Raw genomic sequence first — 21,912 nt, forward strand, 5'->3', positions numbered from 1 at the left:
TCCAGTCGGCCCCGGAGCAGCCCGTCCCTCCGAGGCCTCCCGATGCCCGTCCCGGGGCTGACTGGGGGCTGACTGGGGAGCTTGTCGGCGCCGTGCGCGGCGGGACTCGCCCTCCACACCCGCGGACGGACGACGCCGGCGCGCCGCCCGCGTGGGGCGACGCGCCGGCGTCGTGGTGGAGCCTGCGCGTCCCGCCGCGCCTGCCCCGACGGGGCGCGGCGGACGGGGGCTACTTGCTGGCCCCGGCGCGGCGCTTGTTGTAGATGTCGAACGCCACGGCGAGCAGGAGCACGAGTCCCTTGACGATCTGCTGGGTCGACTGGTCCACGCCCATCAGCTGCATGCCGTTGGACATGACCGCCATGACCAGGCCGCCGACGATCGCGCCGGTGACCCGGCCGACGCCGCCCGTGGTGGAGGCGCCGCCGATAAAGCAGGCGGCGATCGCGTCCAGCTCGAACATGTTGCCGGCGCCCGGCTGCGCGCCGTTGGAGCGCGAGGAGAACACCGCGCCGGCGACGCCGGCGAGCAGGCCCATGTTGATGAAGATCCAGAAGTTGACGCGCTTGACGTTCACGCCGGAGAGGCGGGCCGCGGCCAGGTTGCCGCCGATCGCGTAGATGTGCCGGCCGAACACCGTCCGCGTGGTGACCACGTGGTACGTGATGATCAGGACGGCCAGGATGATCAGGACGATCGGCATGCCGCGGCTGTGCGCGAGCTGCCAGAAGAACCACAGGACGACGGCGGCGACCAGGACGAGCTTGGTGGCGAAGAGGCCGAGCGACTCGACCTGCTGCTCGTAGCGGATGCGGGCGCGGCGCGAGCGCCACTGGGACCAGGCGAACCCGGCCACCGCGAAGACGCCGATGATCAGGGTGAAGAGGTCGTACCCGTAGCCGCCGAGCAGGCCGTTGAGGAAGCCTCCGGCGACGCGCTGGTACTCCCCCGGGAAGGGCGAGAGGGAGATGTTGCCGAGCGTCAGGTACGTCAGGCCGCGGAAGAGCAGCATGCCCGCGAGGGTGACGATGAAGGCCGGGATGCCCACGTAGGCCACCCAGAAGCCCTGCCACGCCCCGCACAGGACGCCCATCCCCAGGGCCGCGAGGACGCCGAGCCACCAGGGCAGGTCCTGCTGGATGACCAGCACCGCGGAGACGGCGCCCGTGAACGCGACGAGCGACCCGACCGAGAGGTCGATGTGCCCGGCGACGATCACCATGATCATGCCGAGCGCGAGGATCAGCACGTAGGAGTACTGCAGCACGATGTTGGTGATGTTGATGGGGCTGAGCAGCAGCCCGTCCGTGAGCACCGTGAAGAGGACGATGATCAGGGCGAACGCGATGTAGATGCCGCTGGTGCGGAGATTCTTGGTGAAGAGGTCCTTGATGTCGCTGGCGACGGTCACCGGACTGCCTCCTTCTCGATGGTCATGAGCTCCATGAGGCGCTCCTGGTTGGCCTCGGCGCGCGGGAGCTGGCCGGTCAGCCGGCCGTAGGCGAGGGTGTAGATGCGGTCGCAGATGCCGAGGAGCTCCGGCAGCTCGGAGGAGATCACGAGCACCGCCTTCCCGGCCTCGGCGAGGCGGTTGATGATCGTGTAGATCTCGTACTTCGCCCCGACGTCGATGCCGCGGGTGGGCTCGTCGAGGATCAGCAGCTCGGGGGCCGTGTGCAGCCACTTGCCGAGGACGACCTTCTGCTGGTTGCCGCCGGAGAGGTTCCCCGTCACGGACATCACGGTGGGGGCCTTGATGTTCATGGACTTCCGGTAGCCCTCGGCGATGCGGATCTCCTCGTTGCCGTTGACGAAGCCGCTGCGGGAGATCTTGTCCAGGCCCGCGGCGCTCGTGTTCACGCGGATGTCCTCGATGAGGTTCAGGCCGTAGTGCTTGCGGTCCTCGGAGACGTAGGCGATGCCCGCCTTGATGGCCTTGTCCACCGTCGACGTGTCGACGGGACGGCCGTCCATGCGGACCTCGCCGGAGATGCCGCGGCCGTACGAGTGGCCGAACACGCTCATCGCGAGCTCGGTGCGCCCGGCGCCCATGAGGCCGGCGATGCCGACGATCTCCCCCGCGCGGACCTCCAGGTTGGCGTGGTCGACGACCACGCGGCCGGCCTGCGTGGGGTGGTGCACGGTCCAGTCGCGGACCTCGAAGACGACGTCGCCGATCTGCGGGGTGCGCTCCGGGTAGCGGTGGGAGAGGTCGCGGCCCACCATGCCGCGGATGATGCGGTCCTGCGTGGAGCCGGGGGCGGACATGTCCAGCGTCTCGACGGTCTGCCCGTCGCGGATGATCGTCGTCGTGTCCGCGATGTCCTCGATCTCCCCGAGCTTGTGGGAGATGATGATGCAGGTCATCCCCTCCTCCCGCAGCTCGCGGAGCAGCTGCAGCAGGTGCTCGGAGTCGGCGTCGTTCAGGGCGGCGGTCGGCTCGTCGAGGATGAGCAGGCGCACGTCCTTGCTGAGGGCCTTGGCGATCTCCACCAGCTGCTGCTTGCCGACGCCGAGGCTGCCGACCGGCTCCACCGGGTTCTCGTCCAGGCCGACCCGCTTGAGCAGCGCGGCGGCGTCCTGGTTGGTGCGGTTCCACTCGATGAAGCCGCCGGCCTGGCGCTCGTTGCCGAGGAAGAGGTTCTCGGCGATCGAGAGGTACGGGACCAGGGCGAGCTCCTGGTGGATGATCACGATGCCCTGGCGCTCCGAGTCCTTGATGGAGGAGAACTTCATCTCTTGGCCCTCGAAGAGGATCTGGCCCTCGTAGCTGCCGTGCGGGTAGACGCCGGAGAGGACCTTCATCAGGGTCGACTTGCCGGCCCCGTTCTCGCCGCAGATCGCGTGGATCTCGCCGCGCTCGACGGAGAGGTTGACGTCCTGGAGGGCTTTGACCCCGGGGAACGTCTTGGTGATGTCCTGCATCTGCAGGATGGTGCTGTCCATGGTGGACCTGTCCTTCGATCATGGCGCGGGGGCCGAACTGGCGTTCGGCCCCCGCGTTCATCGGTGACTGACGAGGCCGGGCGCGGGCGCCGGCCGGGAGGTGGCGGCGGTCAGCCCGCCTGCCCCGCCTCGACTTCCTCCGCGGTCCAGTACTCCGAGTCGATCAGGAGCGACTGGATGTTGTCCTTGACCACGATGTCCGACTCGAGCAGGTAGGACGGGACCACCTTGACGCCGTTGTCGTAGGACTCGGTGTCGTTCGCCTCGGGCTCCTCGCCCTCCGCGTACGACGTCGCCGCCGCCACGGCCTGCTGGGCGAGCTTGCGGGTGTCCTTGAAGATCGTGGCGTACTGGACGCCGTCGTTGATGAGCTTCACGGAGGCGATCTCGGCGTCCTGGCCGCTGGTGACGGGCAGTCCGGCCTCGATCGTGTCGCCGTAGCCGGCGTTCTTCAGGGCCGTGATGATGCCGCGGGAGATGCCGTCGTAGGGCGAGAGGACGCCGTCGAGCTGGTCGCTGCCGCCGCCGTAGTGGGCCGTGAGCAGATCCTCCATGCGCTTCTGCGCCGTCTCCTGCGACCAGCGCAGCGTCGCGGCCTGCTCGATGCTGGTCTGCCCGGAGGGGACCACCAGCGTGCCGGCGTCGATGTGCGGCTGGAGGGTCTCCATGGCGCCCTTCCAGAAGAAGTGCGCGTTGTTGTCGTCCAGCGAGCCGGCGAAGAGCTCGATGTTGAACGGGCCCTCCTCCCCCGTCTCGTTGCCCTCGCCGTCGAGGACGCCGAGGCCCTGCAGCAGCGACGTGGCCTGCTGGACCCCCACGTTGTAGTTGTCGAACGTGACGTAGTGGTCCACGTTCTCGGTGTCGTTGATCAGGCGGTCGTAGGCGATGATCGGGATGTCCTGGTCGGCGGCGGCCTTGAGCTGGTTGCCCAGGGCGGTCCCGTCGATGGAGGCGACCACGAGGATGTCAGCGCCCTTGGTGATCATCTGGTCGATCTGCTGCTGCTGGGTGGGGATGTCGTCGTTGGCGAACTGCAGGTCCACCTCGAAGCCGGCCTCCTCGAGGCCGCTCTTGACCGCCTCGCCGTCGGCGATCCAGCGCTCCGACGTCTGCGTCGGCATGGCCACGCCGATGGTCATGTCCTCGGGCGCCTGCTCTTCGCCGCCGCCGCCGGCACCGGCGCCCCCGGCGCCGGATCCGCCGCACGCCGCGAGGGCGCCCACGAGGGTCAGGCCGGCGAGCGAGGCGACCGCGCGCGTAGTCCAGATGTTCTTAGCCATTGCTTCTCCTTGTGATCGGCCGGGTGGCCGGCCGGATGCGGGTGACGGACCGGGACGGGGTTCCCAGCCGTGAACGGCTGGGAACCCCGTCCCAGGGCCCTTCCGGGACCCGCAGAACCTGCGGGAACGCTCCCATCGTGCTTCAACTCACACTATGTTAGCGATAACAATTGGCCGTGGCGAACCCCGGCGGGTCACGATTCGGCAACACGGGGTGCCGGGCCCCGCCCGTCGGCGGCGCCCGGTCCCGTGTTCCCGTCCCGTGTTCCGGTCGCGTCGGCCTGCGGCTCCCCGCGTTCCCTCCCGCGTCCTCTCCCGCGTCCTCTCCCGCTGGGTCAGATCGTGGCGACCTCTTCCGGGGCCAGGGCCCGGTCGTAGAGGCGGAAGTCGCGCACCTCGCCGTGCAGGTGGTGGTCCGCCGCGTAGAGGGACCGGCCGATGTAGTTGGCGGCGGTGCTGCCGTCGCCGAGGTCGGCCGGGTCCACCGTGACGCCCTCCCGGGTGCCGACCACGGCCCCGTCCAGGTAGAGCGTGGCGGTCTCGCCGGCGAGCGTGTAGGTCAGGGTCCTCCAGACCCCGCGCTCGAGGGCGCGCCCGGAGGACACAGTCTGCTCGCCGGACCAGTTGCCCGGGGACAGCGAGGTCCGGTACGCGTCCCCGGTGGTGAAGAGGTAGCCGTCCCCGGCGCCGTCGGTGCTGTTGCCCAGGCCGTAGATGAAGTACGGCGTCCGCTGGCCGGGGTCGATCCGCACCTCGAGCGAGACGGTGACGTCCTCGACTCCGGCCAGCAGATCCTGCGGCAGGACCACGTGGTCGTCCACCCCGTCCAGGCTCACGCCGTCCTCGCCGGCGGTCGCGCCGCCGGCGAGGACGGCGTCCGGGACGCCGTCGACCGCCGAGGCTCCCCCGCGCTCGTCGAGCGGGAAGTGCGCGGTCAGGCCGGGCGGCTCCTCGGTCACGGTCACCTCCACCGTGTCGCGCACCCCGCCGGAGGCGGCCGTGACGACGGCGGTGCCGGGGGCGACCGCCGTGACCACGCCGTCCGCCACGGTGGCGACGCCGGGCGCGGAGGACTCCCAGCGGATCCCGGCGGTCGCGTTGGCCGGCACGACGGCGGCCGCGAGGCTCGCGCTGCCGTGCTGCCAGAGCTCGATCCCCTCCTGCTCGATGTCCACGGACGTCGCCTTGATCGGCTTGGCCTGCACGTGCACGGTGGCGACCGCGGCCTCGAGCGAGTCGGCGACGGTGCCGGAGACCTGGAACGTGCCCTGGGCGGCGTAGTCCTCCGCCGGGACGGCGTCCCAGTCGACGGCGGCGCTCCCGCTGGTCCCGTCGGCGAAGGTCACGGGGACCTCGTCCGGCAGGAGTGGCTCCTGCTTCTTCCGCGTCGCCACCTCGACCGGCTGGACGGTCTCGACGAGCTGGTCCGGCTGGTAGGCGGCGAGGAGCCGGTGGTACTCCTCCCGGGTCACGGGCAGGACGGTCCCGTGCCGCGGCCGGGACGGCATGCTGTAGTCCTCGGCGACCCGCCACTCCCCCGAGTCCAGGTCGTCGGTGACGAACGGGACGTAGCCGCGGCCGCCGAACTCGTCGATGAACATGTACCAGCGCTCGGCGTGGTTGTCCTTGAAGACCAGCGGCCCCTCGCCCCGGTCGATGCCGGCGGAGTCGGCGGTCGCCCGGCCAATGCAGTCCGCGATGAACTCGTAGTCGGTGGAGCGCAGCGCCGTGGACTTCTCCGCGGTGATGAACTTCCCGCACGGGCTGGCCGCCGTGTTGGAGCGCTCGTCCTTGGTGAACCGGTAGTAGACGCCGTCCTCGCGGATGACGGTCGAGTCGATGACGGAGTGGCCCGGGTCGATCCAGACCTGCGGCTCGCTGAACGTCACGAAGTCCTGGGTGGTCGCGTACATCATCCGGTTGTGCTGGCTGCCGGTGTGCTCCGGGTCGTCCTCGGCGTAGAGCTTCGAGGCCCAGAAGACCACGTAGGCGCCGAGCTCCTCGTCGTAGAACGCCTCCGGCGCCCACGTGTTGCCCGCGTTCTCGGGCGCGACCTCCACGAGGCGGGGCTCGCTCCAGTCCACGAGGTCCGTGGACTCCCAGACCACGATCGAGTGCGATCCGTGCCGCTGGAAGCCGTCCCAGTCCCAGGAGCCGTGGACCTTCAGGTCGGTGGCGATCTGGTAGAACTTGTCGCCCTCCGGCGAGCGGATGATGAAGGGGTCCCGGACGCCCTGCTCGCCGATGCCGGAGGTCAGGACCGGCTCGCCGTCGTTGAGGTCGCGGTAGTTCAGGGGGTCGTCCCCCTCGCTGAGGCCGAAGTACACCTGCTCGCCGTCGGCGGTGCCCTCGCCCACGAAGTAGGAGAAGAGGTAGCCGTAGGGGTCCGTCGGTGACGGCTCGGTCCCGGTCGGCTCGGTCCCGGACGCGTCGGCCGCTGCGGGGACGGCGTCGCCGCGGGATGCCTCGCCGCGCGGGGCTTCGGCGCGCGGTGCCTCGGCGGGCGCGGTGCGCGGCTTCGGGGCCGCGGTCTCCGGTGCGGCGGCGGCCGGCGGGCCCGCGGCCAGGGGCAGCAGCAGGGCGAGCCCGGCGGTGGCCGCCAGGGTTCGCAGGATCGGGGGTCGGGGCATGCTCGTCTCCTCTGGTGGTGCGGGGTCGTGCGTGAGGGGCCGGGCCCCGGCGCTGGTGAGCGCCGGGACCCGGCCGGTCCTGCGGTCAGCGGACGGTCAGCGTCACCTCCGTCGCGCTCGGGGCGTGGGCCTCGTCGCCGAGGTACTCCACCGTGACCGGGTGGGTCCCGGGCGAGAGCCCGTCGGTGGGCACGGTGGCCCTGGCCTTGCCGTTCTTGAGGACGGCGGTGTGCTCGGTGCCGTCCACCGTGACCCGGACCTCGCCCGTGGGCGCGTCCGCTGCCCCCGCGGCATCCTCGGCGGCGGTCGTCGCGGCGGCGACGCTCACGTGCGCCTTGGCACCATGCCCGGCCGTGACCGTGCCGGGCGTCAGCTTGGCCTCGCTGGTGGTCGCGGCGCGCTCGTCACCGGCCCCGGTGTCCAGCCGGAGGAAGGTGATCGAGTTCGCCGGGACCTCGTAGACGAACTCGCCCCCGGCGCCGGGGACCTCGAAGTCGCGCGGCACGACGCGCTCGGGGTCCGCCTTGGTGTTGACGGCCGCGGGATCGGCCACCAGCTCGGTCGCCTGCACGGTCTCGGCGACCTCCGCGTCGGAGACCGCGATGGTGGTCCGGGCGGCCGTGGTGGTCGCGTTGACGAGCTTGACGATCAGCTCCCCGGTCTCCGTGTCGCGGGTGACCACCTGGTAGAGCGCCTTCGGGGCCGGCTCCGTGTAGGACAGGTGCAGCTCGCCGTCGAGGTAGAGCTCCACGGTGCGGCCGTCGACGACGATCCTCACCTGGTACTCGCGCCCCTCCTCGAGGGAGAAGCCCTCCTTGGCCGCGACCTCGCCCTGGCGCGCGCCGTCGGCGCGCTCCAGCACGGACCGGGTGTTGCCCCAGCCGCCGAGGTTCCACCAGTAGAAGTCGTCGCTGGCGCCGGCGGCGAAGCCCACCAGGAAGCCCTCGCTGCCGCCGTCCTTGCGGGCGGTCAGCTCCAGCGTGTAGTTGTCCCAGTCCTTGGCGTAGGCGTCGGTAATCAGGCTGCGCGCGTCCTCGACGCCCGCGTCCGCCTGGACGTACTCGCCGTCGGCCACGGACCACTGCCCCGCGACCGGCTCCCACTGGGATCCGTCCTCGAAGGTGTCCGAGAAGAGGACCTCGCCGCTGGCGTTGTCGGTGACGCTGACGTCGTCGTACGCCGCCTGGGTGAGCCAGCTGGAGAGGAAGATCCCGCCGGAGACATCGCCGGCCGCGGTGGCCGGGCCTTCGTGCGTGGACGGGACCACCTCGTGGCCCACGTTGTTCATCCACAGCTTCTGGTTGTAGTAGTTCGCCGAGGCCCAGGACTCGTCGTTGTCGAACCACATCATGTCCGGGGCCCACTGGACGTAGTCCTCGTTGGCGAACATCGGCGCGTAGGACGCCAGCTTCACGACGTCGGAGTTGCGCTCCAGGCCGGTCATGTAGGCGGCCTCGGAGAGGGCGTTGGCGAACGTGTTGCCGCGGGAGGCATACTCGCCGAGGAAGACGTCCGGCCCCTCGCGGTCGTAGGAGTCGTAGCGCTCGTCGTTGCCGAGGAACCAGGACGGGTCGTTGTAGTAGTGCTCGTCGACCATGTCCACGCCCTGGGCCCGGTTGAACTCCCAGAGCTCGTCGAACCGCGTGCCGGAGTCGTCCGGCCCGGTATTGGAGATGATGGTGATGTCCGGGTACGCGGCGGCGATCGCGTCGCGGAACCGCGGGAAGTTCGCCTCGAACGTGCGGGTGTTCTCCTCGTTGCCCAGGCCGATGTACTCCAGCCCGAAGGGCTCGGGGTGGCCGAGGTCGGCGCGCACGGCGCCCCACTCGGTGTCCACGCCGCCGTTGGCGAACTCGATGAGGTCCAGGGTGTCCTGGACCCAGCGGTCGATCCGCTCGTCGTCGGTCATCTCCGGGATGCTCGAGCCGCAGCCGTTGGCGCCGACGGAGACCACGGGCAGCGGGGTGGCGCCGAGGTCCTCGGCCCACTTCATGTACTCGAGGTAGCCGATGCCGTAGGACTGGTTGTAGCCCCAGAAGTTCCAGTTGGTCGGCCGGGACTCCACCGGGCCGATGGTCTCCTTCCACTGGTAGGTGCGCTGGCGGTCGGCGCCGTCGGACTCCAGGTAGGTGTCGAACGTGCCGACGTTGGTGACGCAGCCGCCCGGGAAGCGCAGGAAGCCCGGGTCCAGCTCGGCGACCATCTCGGCGAGGTCCTTGCGCAGCACGGACTTGCCGTTGACCGGTCCCACCCACGTGTCCTGCGGGAAGAGGGAGACCATGTCCAGGCGCAGCGTGCCGGCCGCGCCGGCGGCGACCTCGAGCCGGGCCGCGTTGGTGTCCGCGTCGGCCTCGAGGGTCGCGGTGTACTGCTTCCACTCGTCGGAGCCGTCCACCGCGACGGTCGCGGCGCCGTGGACCCGCTCGCCGGAGGCGTTCTCGAGGGTCACGGTGAGCTCCTGCGCCACGGGGGTGCGGGCCCAGACGCTGAAGTCGTAGGACTCTCCCTCCTCGAGGGCCACGCCCTCGTTGTAGGAGGTGTTCCGCACGCCGGCGCCGGGGCCCTCGGCGGCGATCTCCAGGTAGGCGCGGTTGGAGTCGTTGAGCCAGGTCTCGCGCTCGGACTCGACGGTGACGCTGCCCGCGCCGACGGTCTCCCAGCCGGTCAGACCGTTGAAGGAGGCGTTGTCCGCGGGGGCGAACTCGAAGGACCGGTTGCGCACCAGCTCGGCGTACAGGCCGCCGTCGGCCGCGTAGTTGATGTCCTCGTAGAACGCGCCGTACATGGTGTCGCTGATCTCGTGGGCGGTGGCGTCGCCGTCGATCCGCAGGGTGTGGTCCTGCAGGGCGCCGGAGCCGAGCGTGAACGCCGCGGCCTGGTCCGCGGGGCCGAGCGCGAGCGCGCCGTCCTCGGTGCGGGTCGCGTAGGCCGCGGCCTCGTCCACCGCCGGGTCGGCGAGCCGGAGGCGAATCTCGCCGCCACCGGCGTCGGTCAGGCGCCACGCGGTCCCGCCGGCGTCGGCGGGGTCGGCGAGCGCCAGGCGGCCGTCGCGGACGACGACGCTGCCGGCGTCCGCGGTCAGCGTCACCGGGCGCACGGCGTCGTCCCCGTCCTCGGCGGCGGTCTCCGCCGCGGTGAGCCGGAGGGCCTCCAGCGGCCGGTCGGCGGCCAGGCCCAGGGCGCCGTCGTCGGCGGCGACCAGGTGCCGGGTGGCGGCGGGCCCGTTCAGGAGGAAGGGGTCCTCGGGGACGAGGTCCGGCACCGCGGTGGGCGGGTAGGCCTCCAGCAGGGCGTCCTGCTCCGCGTCCGTGATGGGCACGACGGTGCCGTGGCGGGGGCTGGAGGGCAGGTCCGCGTCCGGGACCGCGGTCCAGTCGCCGGTGGCGAGGTCCTCGGTCTCGAAGAGCATGTAGCCCTGGCCGCCGTGGTAGGAGGGCTGGTCGATCATGAGGTACCAGCCGTCGTCCGTCAGCGACGGGAACATGGTGGGTCCCTCGCCGGAGGTGAACGTGCCGCCCCACGGGTTGGGCTGGCCGACGCCGATCTGCTCGGCGATCAGGTCCCAGCCGTCGCCCTCGGTCACGCCCTGGGTGCGGCGCAGGTCCTCGGAGGACTCCTGCCGGACGGTCATGTCCTTCTCGTCCTTGGTCAGCCGGTAGAACGTGTCCCCCACCTCGGCGATGGTCGAGTCGATCATGCCGCGGCCGTCGCCGCGCTGCTCGTCGATCCAGACCTGCGGCTCGGAGAACTCCACGAAGTCGGTGGTGGTCGCGTACATCATCCGCTGGTAGGAGGTGGCGATGTCCCGGTCCTCCGGGGCGACGTCGTCCGGGTAGAGCGCGGAGGCCCAGTAGACCACGTACTCGCCGTTGGCCTCGTCCCAGTGGGCCTCGGGGGCCCAGACGTTGCCGGCGCTCTCGGGGGCGACGACCACCTCGCGCTGCTCGGACCAGTCGATCAGGTCGGTGGACTCCCAGACCATGATCGAGCGGCTGCCGGTCTCCTGCGCGTCCCCGAACGTGCCGCCCCCGTGCATCTTGAGGTCGGTGGCGATCAGGTAGTACTTGGCGCCGTCGTGCGAGCGGATCAGGAACGGGTCGCGCAGGCCCTGGGTGCCGAGCGTGGACTCCAGGACGGGCTCGCCGCCGTTGAGCGTGTGCCAGGACATCGGGTCGTCCGACTCGCTGACGGCCAGATGGATCTTCTCGCCGTCGTCCGTGCTCTCGCCGGTGAAGTAGGGGAAGACGTACGCGCCGTAGTCCGCGTCGTCGACGTCGACGGCGGCCGGCACGGGCGGGCCGGGCGGGCCGGGCGGCGCCGGCGGCGCTGCCACGGCCGAGGCCGGCAGGGCCAGGGCGAGGGCGAGCGCCAGCGGCGTGGCCCAGAGTTTTCGGGGTTGCATCGGGTGACTACCTCCGTGGTGGGTTGTCCCGCGGACGGGCGTGCTCGCCGTGGAGCCGGGCGGGCGCAGGGCCGCTGGACGGGCTGTGGTGCGGGTACGCCGACAGGGCGCTCCGGGGCGCGGGGCCGCGGATCGCTCGGGTCCCGGCGGGGCCGGGCAGGGGGTGTCGACGGTGGTGCCCGGCGCCGGGGGCGGCGGGCGCTCGGGGTGCGGCGGCGGCGGGGTCCCCGCCGCCGCCGCATCCCGGACCGTGCGGTCAGGTGCGCCGCAGGGTGAGGATGCGCTGGAGGACCACGAAGATCAGCAGCAGGGCGCCGATGACGATCTTGGTCCACCAGGAGCTGAGGGTGCCCTCGAAGGTGATGATGGTCTGGATCAAGCCCAGGACCATCACGCCGATGACCGAGCCGAGGACGAACCCCGTGCCGCCGGTCAGGAGGGTGCCGCCGATGACGACGGCGGCGATCGCGTCGAGCTCCATGGCGACGCCGGTGAGCGCGTAGCCGGAGCGGGAGAACATCGCGAAGAGGAGTCCGGCCACGCCGGCGCACGTGCCGGAGATGACGTACACGAGGACCTTGGTCCGGGCGACGCGCAGCCCCATCAGCGTGGCCGACTGCTCGCCGCCGCCCACCGCGTAGACGGTGCGGCCGAAGCGGGTCCGGTGGAGGACCCACCAGGCGGCCGCGACCATGAGCAGCGCGATGACGACGGCGGCGGTGACGCGCCAGCGGCCCAGGGGGACGCCCCAGCCGGCGAGCGCGATGAACGACTCGTCACGGATGGGGACGGACTCGGGGGCGAAGAGGAAACAGAGCCCGCGCGCCAGGAACATCCCGGCGAGCGTCGCGACGAACGGCTGGATCTCGAAGTACTGGATCATCACGCCCATGCCGTAGCCGATCGCCGAGCCGGCGAGGATCGCCACCGGGACGACAAGGGCGAGCGCCCACCCCGCCTGCAGCAGGGTGGCGGTGATGACCGAGGAGAGGGCGAGCACGGCCCCGACGGAGAGGTCGATCCCGCCGGTGAGGATCACGAACGTCATCCCGACGGCCAGGACGATCAGGTGGGCGTTGTTGATGAAGAGGTTGGACATCACCGCCGGGGAGAGGAAGTTCTCGTAGCGCAGCCCGCCGATGGTGACCATGAGGGCGAAGACGATGAACGTGCCGATGACGGGCAGGTACCGGCGGTCCGGGGACCAGCGGCCCGCCCCGGCGATCTGGTGCGGTGCGGCGATGGCGCTCATGCGCGTACCTCCTGGGGACGGGTCCGGCCGAGGCCGGCGAGCGTGGCCCGCAGCCTCGGGGACTGCAGCAGCGTGACGGCGACCACGACGATCGCCTTGAAGAGCGGCGTGACGAGCGGCGAGACCCCGAGCACGGTGACGGTCAGGGTCAGGGTGGTGATGACCAGGACGCCGACCAGGGTCCCGCCGAGGTTGAACTTGCCGCCGGAGAGGGCGGTGCCGCCGATGACCACGGCGAGGATGGCGTCGAGCTCGATGAACAGGCCGGCGTTGTTGGCGTCGGCCGCCATCGTGTTGGACGCGAGGATCAGGCCGCCGAGCCCCGCGAAGAGCCCGGAGAGCGCGTAGACGGTCCAGGTGAGCGTCCGCGCCTTGACCCCGGCCAGCCGGCTGGCCTTGGGGTTGATCCCCACCGACTCGAGCAGCATGCCCAGCGCGGTGCGCCGGACCAGTAGCGCCACGACGGCGTAGACGCCGTAGGCGATCAGGGCCGCGACCGGCAGGCCGAGCCAGAATCCGGAGGCCAGCTGCGCGAAGGGCGCGCTGTTGACCGTGGTGATCTGGCCGCCGGTGATCAGCATGGCGACGCCGCGGCCGGCGGTCATGAGGATCAGGGTGGCGATGATCGGCTGGATCCCGAGCGCGGAGACGAGGAACCCGTTCCAGAGCCCGAGGACCAGGCAGAGGCCGAGGGCCACGACGACGGCGCCCACCGCCGTGCCGAGGGAGCCGGGGTCCGGGGAGCTGGCGATGAAGGTCATCGCCACCGCTCCGGCGATCGCGACCGTCGCCCCGACGGAGAGGTCGATGCCGCGGGTCGCGATCACCAGCGTCATGCCGAGGGCGACGAGCAGCAGCGGGGCGCTGTTGCGCAGGATGTCGACGGGGGCGCCGAAGAGGTGGCCGTCGAGGACGGTGACCCCGAGGATGTCCGGCCGGCGGACGGTGCACGCGAGCAGCAGGGCCGCCAGCGCCACGAGCGGCCAGAGGAGCCGGTTCTTGAGGATGCGGTTCACTGGGTCTGGCCTCCACTGGCGATCAGGTCGATGAGCTGGGGCACGCCGACGTCGTCGCCGCCGTCGATCTCGGCGACCTTGTGGCGGTCGCGCATGACGGCGATCCGGTCGCTGAGCCGGAGGACCTCCTCGAGCTCGGCTGAGATGAAGACCACCGACATGCCCTGCGCGGCGAGCTCGGAGACGAGGTTCATGATCTCGGTCTTGGCGCCGATGTCGATGCCGCGGGTGGGCTCGTCCAGCAGCAGCAGCCGGGGCGCGGTGGCGAGCCAGCGCGCCAGGAGCACCTTCTGCTGGTTGCCGCCGGAGAGGTTGCGCAGCAGCGCCTCCGGGTCGGCGGGCCGGACGCCGAGCGCCTTGATGTACTCGGCGACGATGCGGTCCACGTTGCCCCGGGGCAGGGGCCGCATCCATCCGCGCGCGGCCTGCAGGCCGAGCACGATGTTCTCCCGGACGGTGAGGTCGCCGACGACGCCCTCGCCCTTGCGGTCCTCGGAGGTGTAGGCAATCTTGTGCGCGAGGGCGGCCCGCGGCGTGCGCAGCCGGGTGGTCTCCCCGCCGAACTGGATCGCCCCGGCGTCCGCCCGGTCCGCCCCGGAGAGGAGCCGGGCCAGCTCGGTGCGGCCCGAGCCGAGGAGCCCGGCCAGGCCGACCACCTCGCCCGGGTAGAGGTCCAGGTCGAAGGGCTCCACGGAGCCCTTGCGCCCGAGCCCGACGGCCCGCAGCAGCGGCGCCGCCTGCGGGTCGCGGGCGGCGCGCTCGCCGCGGGGGCGGGCCTCGCCGATGTCCGCCCCGCTCTTCCCGGCGATCATGAGGGAGACGAGCTCGCGCTGCGGCAGGTCCGCCGTGGCGCGCTCCTCGACCAGGCGGCCGTTGCGCAGGACCGTGATCCGGTCGGAGATCTCATAGATCTGGTCCAGGAAGTGGGAGACGAAGAGGATCGCCACGCCCTCGTCCCGCAGCCGGCGCATGACGGCGAAGAGCTGCTCGACCTCGCCGGCGTCCAGGCTGGACGTCGGCTCGTCGAGGATCAGGACCTGCGCCTCGACCACCATGGCCCGGCTGATCGCCACCAGCTGCTGGATCGCCAGGGAGTGGGAGTCCAGCGAGCTGGCCGGGTCGATGCCCAGGCCCATGCGCTCCAGGTGCCGGGCGGCCTCCCGGCGCATGGCGCGCCAGTCGAGGCCGCCCAGGCGCCGGGGCTCGGAGCCGAGCATGATGTTCTCCGCCACCGTGAGGTTCCCGCAGAGGTTCACCTCCTGGTACACGGTGGAGATGCCGCGCTCGCGGGCGTCGGCCGGGCCGTTGAACCGGGTCTCGACCCCGGCGACGGCGATGCTCCCGGCGGCGACGGGGTTCACGCCCGTCAGCGCCTTGATGAGCGTCGACTTGCCGGCGCCGTTCTCCCCCATCAGGGCGTGGACCTCGCCGGGGAAGAGCCGGAAGTCGACGCCGTCGAGCGCCTTGACGCCGGGGAACTCGACGGTGATGCCCTCCATGGCGACCACGGGGGCCGTGGGCGGGTCGGGGCGGGGCGGGGCCGCCGTTCTGGTCTCGGGTGTGGCTGCAGTCATGGGAGCCCTCAGTACTCGCGGGTCGGCAGCGCCTCGGCGGCCTGCTCCTGCGTGAACTCGGCGTCCTCGACGACGATCCGCTTCTCGACCTCCTCGCCGGCGACGACCTTCTTGGCCACCTCCGCCAGGTCCTCGCCGAGCATCGGGTTGCACTCGACGATGTAGTTGATCTTGCCGTCGGCCAGGGCCTGCATGCCGTCCTTGACGGCGTCGATGGTGACGATCTTGATGTCCTCGCCCGGGGTGAGCCCGGCGGCCTCGATGGCCTCGATGGCGCCGAGGCCCATGTCGTCGTTGTGGGCGAAGACGATGTCGATCTGGTCGTGGGAGTTCAGGAAGCCCTCCATGACCTGCTTGCCGCCGGCGCGGGTGAAGTCGCCGGTCTGGGAGTCGATGACCTCGATGTCGGTGCCCTCGATGGCCGTGGCGAAGCCCTCCTTGCGGTCGATCGCCGGCGCGGAGCCGGTGGTGCCCTGCAGCTCGACGAGCTTCATGCCCTGGCCGTCGAAGTTCTCGGCGACCCACTCGCCGGCGCGCTCGCCCTCGAGGACGAAGTCGGAGCCGATGAAGGACTCGTAGAGCGAGTCGTCCGGGGTGTCGACGGCGCGGTCGGTGAGGATCACGGGGATGCCCGCGCTCTTGGCCTCCTGGAGCACGGCGTCCCAGCCGGTCTCCACCACGGGCGAGAATGCGATGACGTCCATGCCCTGCGCGATGTAGGAGCGGATGGCCTGGATCTGGTTCTCCTGCTTCTGCTGCGCGTCGGAGAAGCTGAGCTCGAAGCCGTTCTCGGTGGTCAGCGTGTCCTGGATGGACTTGGTGTTCGCCGCGCGCCAGCCGGACTCGGCGCCGACCTGGGAGAACCCGATCGAGATGGTGTCCCCGCCACCGCCTCCCCCGGCGGCCGCGTCGTCGCCGCCGCCACCGCAGGCGGTCAGTGCGGCGACCGCCGCGATCGAGGCCGCCGCCGCTGCACTGCGCAGGAAAGTCTTCCGCTTCATGTTGTCCTCCTCGAGATGCCGCGGCCGGGCCGCGGTCGAGCACCCTGGGGTGCGATGTGATGTGTCAACGCTCACAATGTTAGCGCTAACAATACGGAGCGCAAGGGTGGCTCAAGTCACGAAGAGGTAACGTTCTGGGCGGTCCCGAGGAGGGCGCGCCACGGGGTCCGCGGGGCGCGGGCACGCCGAAGGGCCGGGTGCCCCGGAGGTTCCTCCGGGGCACCCGGCTACCGCCGGCGGGCGGGGCCGCTCCGCGTCCGGGCGAGCGCGCCCCGACGGCCGGCGGTCGGCCGGAGGCCGGCTGGTGTAAAGGCCGGTTGGTCTAGAGGCCGGTTGGTCTAGAGGCCGGTTGGTCTAGAGGCCGGTTGGTCTAGAGGCCCTGGGCCAGCCGGTAGTACGCCTGGTTGAAGCGCACCTGGTCCGCGAAGCCGCGGCGCGTGGTGGACTCGTCGATCACGAGCAGCTCGGTGCGGGCGATCTCGGCGAAGACCTCGAACGCCTCGACGCCGGCGGCCGTGGACATGACGGTGTGGTGCGCGCCGCCGGCCGTGAGCCACGACTCGGCCGACGTGGCGAAGTCCGGCCGCGGCTTCCACACGGCGCGGGCCACGGGCAGGTGCGGCAGGTCGTGCGGGGGCGCCACGACGTCCACCACGTTGGCGGTGAGCCGGAACCGGTCCCGCATGTCCGCCAGGGAGACCACCACGGCGCCCTCGGTGGCGTCCGCGTTGAAGACCATGCGCACCGGGTCCTCGCGCCCGCCGATGCCCAGCGGGTGGACCTCGAGGCGCGGCCGCGCCGTGGTGAGCGACGGGCAGACCTCCAGCATGTGGGCGCCGAGGATGAGCTCCTCGCCCGGCGTGAGGTCGTACGTGTAGTCCTCCATCAGGGAGGCGCCGCCGGGCAGGCCGGCGCCCATGACCTTGGCGGCCCGCACCAGGACGGCGGTCTTCCAGTCGCCCTCGGCGCCGAACCCGTAGCCCTTGCCCATGAGCCGCTGCACGGCCAGGCCGGGCAGCTGCCGGAGCCCGCCGAGGTCCTCGAAGTTGGTGGTGAACGCCTTGGCGCCCACGCCCTCGAGGAAGGACTCGATGGCCAGCTCCTGCCGGGCCGCGTACCGCAGCGACTCGTGCCGCTCCCCGCCGGCGCGCAGCTCCGCGGCGACGTCGTACCGTTCCTCGTACTCCGCGACCAGCGCGTCGACGTCGGCCTCGGGGACCGCGTCGACGACCTCCACGAGGTCGTTGACCGCCCACGTGTTCACGGAGACGCCGAAGCGCAGCTCCGCCTCGGTCTTGTCGCCCTCGGTGACGGCGACGTTGCGCATGTTGTCGCCGAAGCGGACGAGCTTCAGGGACTGGGTGGCGGCCCAGCCGGCGGCGCCGCGGACCCAGGTGCCCACGCGGGCCGTCACGGCCGGGTTGGACACGTGTCCCACCACCGTGGTGCGCGCGGCGCCGATGCGGGTGGCGAGGTAGGCGTACTCGCGGTCGCCGTGGGCGGCCTGGTTGAGGTTCATGAAGTCGAAGTCGATGCTGTCCCACGGCAGCTCCACGTTCGCCTGCGTGTGCAGGTGCAGCAGCGGCTTGCGCAGCGCGTTCAGGCCGGAGATCCACATCTTCGCGGGGCTGAACGTGTGCATCCAGGTCACCACGCCGAGGACGGCGTCGTCCGCGTTGGCGTCCAGCATGGCGCGGCGGATCGAGTCGGAGTCCTTGAGCACCGGCTTCCAGACCACCTTGGCCGGGACGTCGGAGGAGGCCTCCAGGGCGGCGGCGACCTGCTGGGACTGCTCGGCGACCTGGCGGAGGGTCTCCTCGCCGTAGAGGTCCTGGCTGCCGGTGAGGAACCAGATCTCCTGGTCTGCGTAGGGCTTGGTCATGCGGGGCGTTTCCTTTCGGGGGACGTGCAGGAGGCGGTGCCGGCTACTTCTGGCCGTACACGTTCTGGTAGCGGTCGTAGAGCGAGTCGATGTGTCGCTGCTCGATCGGCAGCGGCTCGCCGAGCTGGCGGGAGATGTGCACGGTGCGAGCGACCTCCTCGCACATCACGGCGGCCTTCACGGCGGCGCGCGCATCGCGGCCGATCGTGAAGGGACCGTGGTTGCGCATGAGCACGGCCGGGCTGCGGGACTCGCGCAGCGTCTCGACGATGCCCCGGCCGATCGAGTCGTCGCCGATGATCGCGAACGGGCCGACGGGCACGGGGCCGCCGAACTCGTCGGCCATCATGGTCAGCACGCAGGGGATCTCCTCGCCCCGGGCCGCCCACGCAGTGGCGTAGGTCGAGTGGGTGTGGACCACTCCCCCGACCTCGGGCAGGTGCCGGTACACGTAGGCGTGGGCCGCGGTGTCCGACGACGGCCCGCGGGTCCCGTCGACCAGCGCGCCGTCGAGGTCGCAGACGACCATCGACTCGGGCGTGAGCTCGTCGTAGGAGACGCCGGAGGGCTTGATGACGAACAGGTCGGCGCTGCCGTCCGGCACGTCGGGGTTCGGCACGCGCTGCGAGACGTTGCCGGCGGTCCAGACCACCAGCTCGTAGCGCGGCAGCTCGGCGTGCAGGTCGGAGACCACGCGGCGGACGCGGGCGATCTCCTCGCGCATGGCCTGCGGGTAGTGCTCCAGGGTCGCGGGGGCGGTCATGGGGGCTCCTGCCTCGGGGTGGGTCGGTACGGGTTTCAGCGGAGGGACTCGGTGGCCGCCCGCTCGACGGCGAGGCCGGCGGAGTAGCGCTCGAGGTAGGCGGTGTAGCCGTCGACGTCGGCCGGGACGGGCTCGACGACGTCGAGCGCCGTGCCCGCGAAGACCCGGCGGTCCAGGAACTCGCCGAGCGACGCGCGGCCGCCGTCGTGCCCCTGCTCCCCCGCCGGGCTACTGCCGGCGCCGGTCCCGCCGGGTGTCCGGGTGGCGTGGCGGGCGTAGGCGGCGAGCACCGCGATGCCCCAGGCGCCGCCCTCCCCGGCGGTCTCGCCGACGGCGATCGGCGCGCCGGTGGCGGCGGCGAGGAAGCGCTGGGCCACGCCGGCGGTGCGGAAGAGGCCCCCGTGGGCGAACATCGCGTCGATGGCCACGTCCTCGGCGGCGAGGACGCGCAGGCCGAGGCTGAGCGTGCCGAAGACCCCGTAGATCTGGGCGCGCATCAGGTTGGGCAGGCTCAGCGCGGAGCCCGGCGTGCGGACGATGAGCGGGCGGCCCTCCTCGAGGCCGGTGATCGGCTCGCCGGAGAGGTAGTTGTAGGCCAGGAGCCCCCCGGCGTCGGCCTCGCCGTCGAGGGCCGCGGCGAAGAGGGCGGCGTAGGCCTCGTCCGGCTCGGCCGGCCGGCCGAGGGCGGCGGCGAACTGGCCGAAGACGTCGGCCCAGGCCGCGAGCTCGCTGGCCCCGTTGTTGCAGTGGACCATGGCCACGGGGTCGCCGGCGGGAGTGGTGACGAGGTCCACTTCGTGGTGGACGCGGGCCAGCGGGCGCTCCAGGACCACCATGGCGAAGATGCTGGTGCCCGCGGAGACGTTGCCGGTGCGCGGCGCCACCGAGTTGGTCGCGACCATGCCGGTGCCGGCGTCGCCCTCCGGCGGGCAGAGCGGGATCCCGGCGGCGAGGGCGCCGCTCGGGTCGAGGAGGCGGGCGCCCTCCTCGGTGAGCCGGCCGGCGTCGGTCCCCGCGGCGAGCACGGACGGGAGCAGGTCCGCGACGCCGCGGCCGCCCAGCTGGTCGGCGGCGAGGCGGTCGAAGGCCTCGAGCAGGCCGGCGTCGTAGCCGCCGGTCGCGCTGTCGATCGGGAACATGCCGGACGCGTCGCCGACGCCGAGGACGCGCTCGCCCGTGAGCCGCCAGTGGACGTAGCCGGCCAGGGTGGTGAGGAAGTCGACGTCCGGCACGTGGGCCTCGCGGTCCAGCATCGCCTGGCGCAGGTGGGCGATGGACCAGCGCAGCGGGATGTTGCAGCCGAGGAGCTCGCTCAGCTCGGCGGCTGCGGGGCCGGTGCTGGTGTTGCGCCAGGTGCGGAACGGGACCAGCTGGTCACCGGCGGCGTCGAAGGCGAGGTAGCCGTGCATCATGGCGGAGACGCCGAGGCTGCCGAAGGTGCTCGGGCGGACGCCGTGGCGGGACTCGGCGTCGGCGAGGAGGTCCGCGTAGCAGGCCTGGAGGCCGGACCACACGTCCTCGAGGGAGTACGTCCAGACGCGGTCCTCGAAGCGGTTCTCCCACGCGTGGCCGCCGCTGGCCAGCGGCGTGCAGTCCGGGCCGACGAGCACGGCCTTGATCCGGGTGGAGCCCAGCTCGATGCCCAGCGAGGTGTCCCCGGCGAGGATCGCCTCGCGGGCCGCCGCGTCCGCGGCCGGTGCTTCGGCGCCGCGGGCGCTCTCGGCAGCGGCGTCCGCCGTGTGGTCGGCGGTCCGGTGGCCGGGCTCTGTGCTCACGTGGTGCTCCCTCCGTCCCGCCGGGGCGGGCGACGTTCTCGATCGGCGCGGCTGTGCCGTGCCCTGCTGTGCTGTGCGCCACTCAGAATGTTAGCGCTAACAAGAGCGGATGACCAACCATGTCGGACCGATCCGGGCGGGGGCGGTGGCGGCGGCTCGGAGGCACGAGCGGTCGCGCAGGAGCCGTGGTGCGGGAATGGAGGGGGCCCGCTCAGCCCGCGGGCGGCGGGGCGGTGCTGTCCCGGACGATCAGCTCGGGCTCGAGCACGGCGTCGAACCGCCCCTCGCTGCGCGGCTGCCCGGCCGCGATGCCGAGGAGGGCGCGCATGGCCGCCTGGCCCATCGCGGTGAAGGGCTGCCGGATGGTGGTAAGGCCGGGGATGAAGTACGCGGAGTCCTGCAGGTCGTCGACGCCGACCACCGAGACGTCCTCCGGGACGCGGAGGTCGCGCTCCCAGAACGCCCGGAGCAGCCCGATCGCGATGTAGTCGTTGGCGGCGAAGATCGCCGTGGGCCCGTCGCCGGCGACGATCTCGTCGGCGATGCGCCGGCCCATCCGGTACCCGTTCGCGGCGGCCCAGCCGCCGGCCGCGTACTCGGTCGCCTCCAGACCGCGCTCCTCCATCGCGGCCCGCCACGCGGCGTTGCGCTCGAGCGCGTCGATCCACGCCATCTCGCCGGAGACGTGGGCGATGCGCCGGTGCCCGAGCCCGAGGAGGTGCTCCGTGGCGTCCCGGGCGGCGCGGCGCTGGTCGGTGCAGACGTAGCGCAGGGTGTCGGTCGCGGCGGCGTCCGGGTTGGCGGCGACGATCACGGCGGGCACCTGGAGCCCGGCCTCCTCGACCACGCGGGCGACCTCGACGAGCGGCGCCACGACGACGATCCCGTCGATCCCCTGGTCCACCAGGTGCCCCAGGGCGGTCCGGGCCGCCACCGCGTCGAACGCCTCGAGCGAGCTGACGGAGACGAAGTAGCCCTGCGCGCGCGCCGCGGACTCGACGGCGAGCACCGTGCTGGCCGGGCCGAAGTTCGCATTGCCGACGGTCAGGATGCCGATGGTGCTGCTCTGCGAGGTCACCAGCGCCCGGGCCGCGCGGTTGCGCCGGTAGCCGAGCTCCTCGATGGCCGCGAGGACGCGCTCCTTGGTGCCGGGGCGGACGTTCGGGTGGTCGTTCAGGACGCGCGAGACCGTCTGGTGGGACACACCCGCCAGCGTCGCGACGTCCGACATCGAGGGCGGCCGATTCGTCGACTGGCCTGAGGCGTTCACTCCGGTGCTCACTCCGTCATTATGGCTGATGCCCCAACGTACGACGCCGGTGCGCCGCCCGCGTGGGCGACGCACCGGCGTCGTACTGGCTACACATCCGGTCGCCCGCCGCGACCCGTGG

13 protein-coding genes are annotated in these 21,912 nt (G+C 72.0%); all 13 read right to left on the reverse strand.

Features of this window, described 5'->3' with window-relative positions; translation table 11 throughout:
• Nucleotides 1–229: 229 nt before the first annotated feature.
• The 13 genes from mmsB to ABD784_RS04275 all read right to left on the reverse strand — a co-directional run bounded on the left by mmsB (nucleotide 230) and on the right by ABD784_RS04275 (nucleotide 21,803).
• The gene (gene mmsB, locus ABD784_RS04215; protein ID WP_344880387.1) at nucleotides 230–1,411 is read right to left on the reverse strand and encodes a multiple monosaccharide ABC transporter permease; all 1,182 of its coding nucleotides are present in this window, start codon (nucleotides 1,409–1,411) and stop codon (nucleotides 230–232) included.
• Nucleotides 1,408–2,946: a multiple monosaccharide ABC transporter ATP-binding protein gene (mmsA, locus tag ABD784_RS04220; RefSeq protein ID WP_344880390.1), complete on the reverse strand. Its 1,539-nt coding sequence runs from the start codon at nucleotides 2,944–2,946 to the stop codon at nucleotides 1,408–1,410. Before mmsA ends, mmsB begins: the two co-directional genes overlap by 4 nt.
• Before the next feature lie 110 nt (nucleotides 2,947–3,056).
• Nucleotides 3,057–4,226: a multiple monosaccharide ABC transporter substrate-binding protein gene (gene chvE / locus ABD784_RS04225; RefSeq protein ID WP_344880393.1), complete on the reverse strand. Its 1,170-nt coding sequence runs from the start codon at nucleotides 4,224–4,226 to the stop codon at nucleotides 3,057–3,059.
• A gap of 335 nt (nucleotides 4,227–4,561) precedes the next feature.
• Nucleotides 4,562–6,856: a LamG-like jellyroll fold domain-containing protein gene (locus tag ABD784_RS04230; RefSeq protein WP_344880396.1), complete on the reverse strand. Its 2,295-nt coding sequence runs from the start codon at nucleotides 6,854–6,856 to the stop codon at nucleotides 4,562–4,564.
• 85 nt (nucleotides 6,857–6,941) lie between these two features.
• Nucleotides 6,942–11,258, reverse strand: coding sequence for an alpha-L-arabinofuranosidase C-terminal domain-containing protein (locus ABD784_RS04235; protein WP_344880399.1), 4,317 nt, complete (start codon nucleotides 11,256–11,258; stop codon nucleotides 6,942–6,944).
• Nucleotides 11,259–11,514: 256 nt separating this feature from the next.
• Nucleotides 11,515–12,510, reverse strand: a complete 996-nt coding sequence (gene yjfF / locus ABD784_RS04240; protein ID WP_344880402.1) for a galactofuranose ABC transporter, permease protein YjfF — start codon at nucleotides 12,508–12,510, stop codon at nucleotides 11,515–11,517.
• The gene (locus tag ABD784_RS04245; RefSeq protein WP_344880405.1) at nucleotides 12,507–13,526 is read right to left on the reverse strand and encodes an ABC transporter permease; all 1,020 of its coding nucleotides are present in this window, start codon (nucleotides 13,524–13,526) and stop codon (nucleotides 12,507–12,509) included. Before ABD784_RS04245 ends, yjfF begins: the two co-directional genes overlap by 4 nt.
• On the reverse strand, nucleotides 13,523–15,100 hold the full coding sequence (locus ABD784_RS04250) for a sugar ABC transporter ATP-binding protein (RefSeq protein WP_344880408.1): 1,578 nt from the start codon (nucleotides 15,098–15,100) through the stop codon (nucleotides 13,523–13,525). The genes ABD784_RS04245 and ABD784_RS04250 overlap by 4 nt, the downstream gene beginning before the upstream one ends.
• Nucleotides 15,101–15,108: 8 nt before the next feature.
• Nucleotides 15,109–16,101 (reverse strand): ABC transporter substrate-binding protein, encoded by a 993-nt coding sequence (locus tag ABD784_RS04255; protein WP_344880411.1) that lies wholly within the window; start codon nucleotides 16,099–16,101, stop codon nucleotides 15,109–15,111.
• A 370-nt stretch (nucleotides 16,102–16,471) separates the two neighbouring features.
• Nucleotides 16,472–17,983 carry an L-arabinose isomerase gene (araA, locus tag ABD784_RS04260; protein WP_344880414.1) on the reverse strand — a complete coding sequence of 504 codons (1,512 nt, stop codon included), beginning with the start codon at nucleotides 17,981–17,983 and terminating at the stop codon, nucleotides 16,472–16,474.
• A 43-nt stretch (nucleotides 17,984–18,026) separates the two neighbouring features.
• Nucleotides 18,027–18,707, reverse strand: a complete 681-nt coding sequence (locus ABD784_RS04265) for an L-ribulose-5-phosphate 4-epimerase (RefSeq protein WP_344881308.1) — start codon at nucleotides 18,705–18,707, stop codon at nucleotides 18,027–18,029.
• A 74-nt stretch (nucleotides 18,708–18,781) separates the two neighbouring features.
• A complete protein-coding gene (locus tag ABD784_RS04270) occupies nucleotides 18,782–20,413 on the reverse strand; it encodes a xylulokinase (RefSeq protein ID WP_344881311.1) in 1,632 nt (543 codons plus the stop codon).
• 319 nt (nucleotides 20,414–20,732) lie between these two features.
• Entirely contained in the window at nucleotides 20,733–21,803 is a 1,071-nt protein-coding gene (locus tag ABD784_RS04275) for a LacI family DNA-binding transcriptional regulator (RefSeq protein WP_344880417.1), read from the reverse strand.
• Nucleotides 21,804–21,912: the final 109 nt, after the last annotated feature.

Origin of the sequence: Zhihengliuella alba, from assembly GCF_039538765.1 — a bacterium.
Taxonomy (GTDB): Bacteria; Actinomycetota; Actinomycetes; order Actinomycetales; family Micrococcaceae; genus Zhihengliuella; species Zhihengliuella alba.

Bases quoted from the DNA above. Each gene is read 5' to 3' on its own strand.
- mmsA (WP_344880390.1), bottom strand. From the start codon at position 2,946: ATGGACAGCACCATCCTGCAGATGCAGGACATCACCAAGACGTTCCCC.
- chvE (WP_344880393.1), bottom strand. From the start codon at position 4,226: ATGGCTAAGAACATCTGGACTACGCGCGCGGTCGCCTCGCTCGCCGGC.
- ABD784_RS04230 (WP_344880396.1), bottom strand. From the start codon at position 6,856: ATGCCCCGACCCCCGATCCTGCGAACCCTGGCGGCCACCGCCGGGCTC.
- ABD784_RS04235 (WP_344880399.1), bottom strand. From the start codon at position 11,258: ATGCAACCCCGAAAACTCTGGGCCACGCCGCTGGCGCTCGCCCTCGCC.
- yjfF (WP_344880402.1), bottom strand. From the start codon at position 12,510: ATGAGCGCCATCGCCGCACCGCACCAGATCGCCGGGGCGGGCCGCTGG.
- ABD784_RS04250 (WP_344880408.1), bottom strand. From the start codon at position 15,100: ATGACTGCAGCCACACCCGAGACCAGAACGGCGGCCCCGCCCCGCCCC.
- ABD784_RS04255 (WP_344880411.1), bottom strand. From the start codon at position 16,101: ATGAAGCGGAAGACTTTCCTGCGCAGTGCAGCGGCGGCGGCCTCGATC.
- araA (WP_344880414.1), bottom strand. From the start codon at position 17,983: ATGACCAAGCCCTACGCAGACCAGGAGATCTGGTTCCTCACCGGCAGC.
- ABD784_RS04265 (WP_344881308.1), bottom strand. From the start codon at position 18,707: ATGCGCGAGGAGATCGCCCGCGTCCGCCGCGTGGTCTCCGACCTGCAC.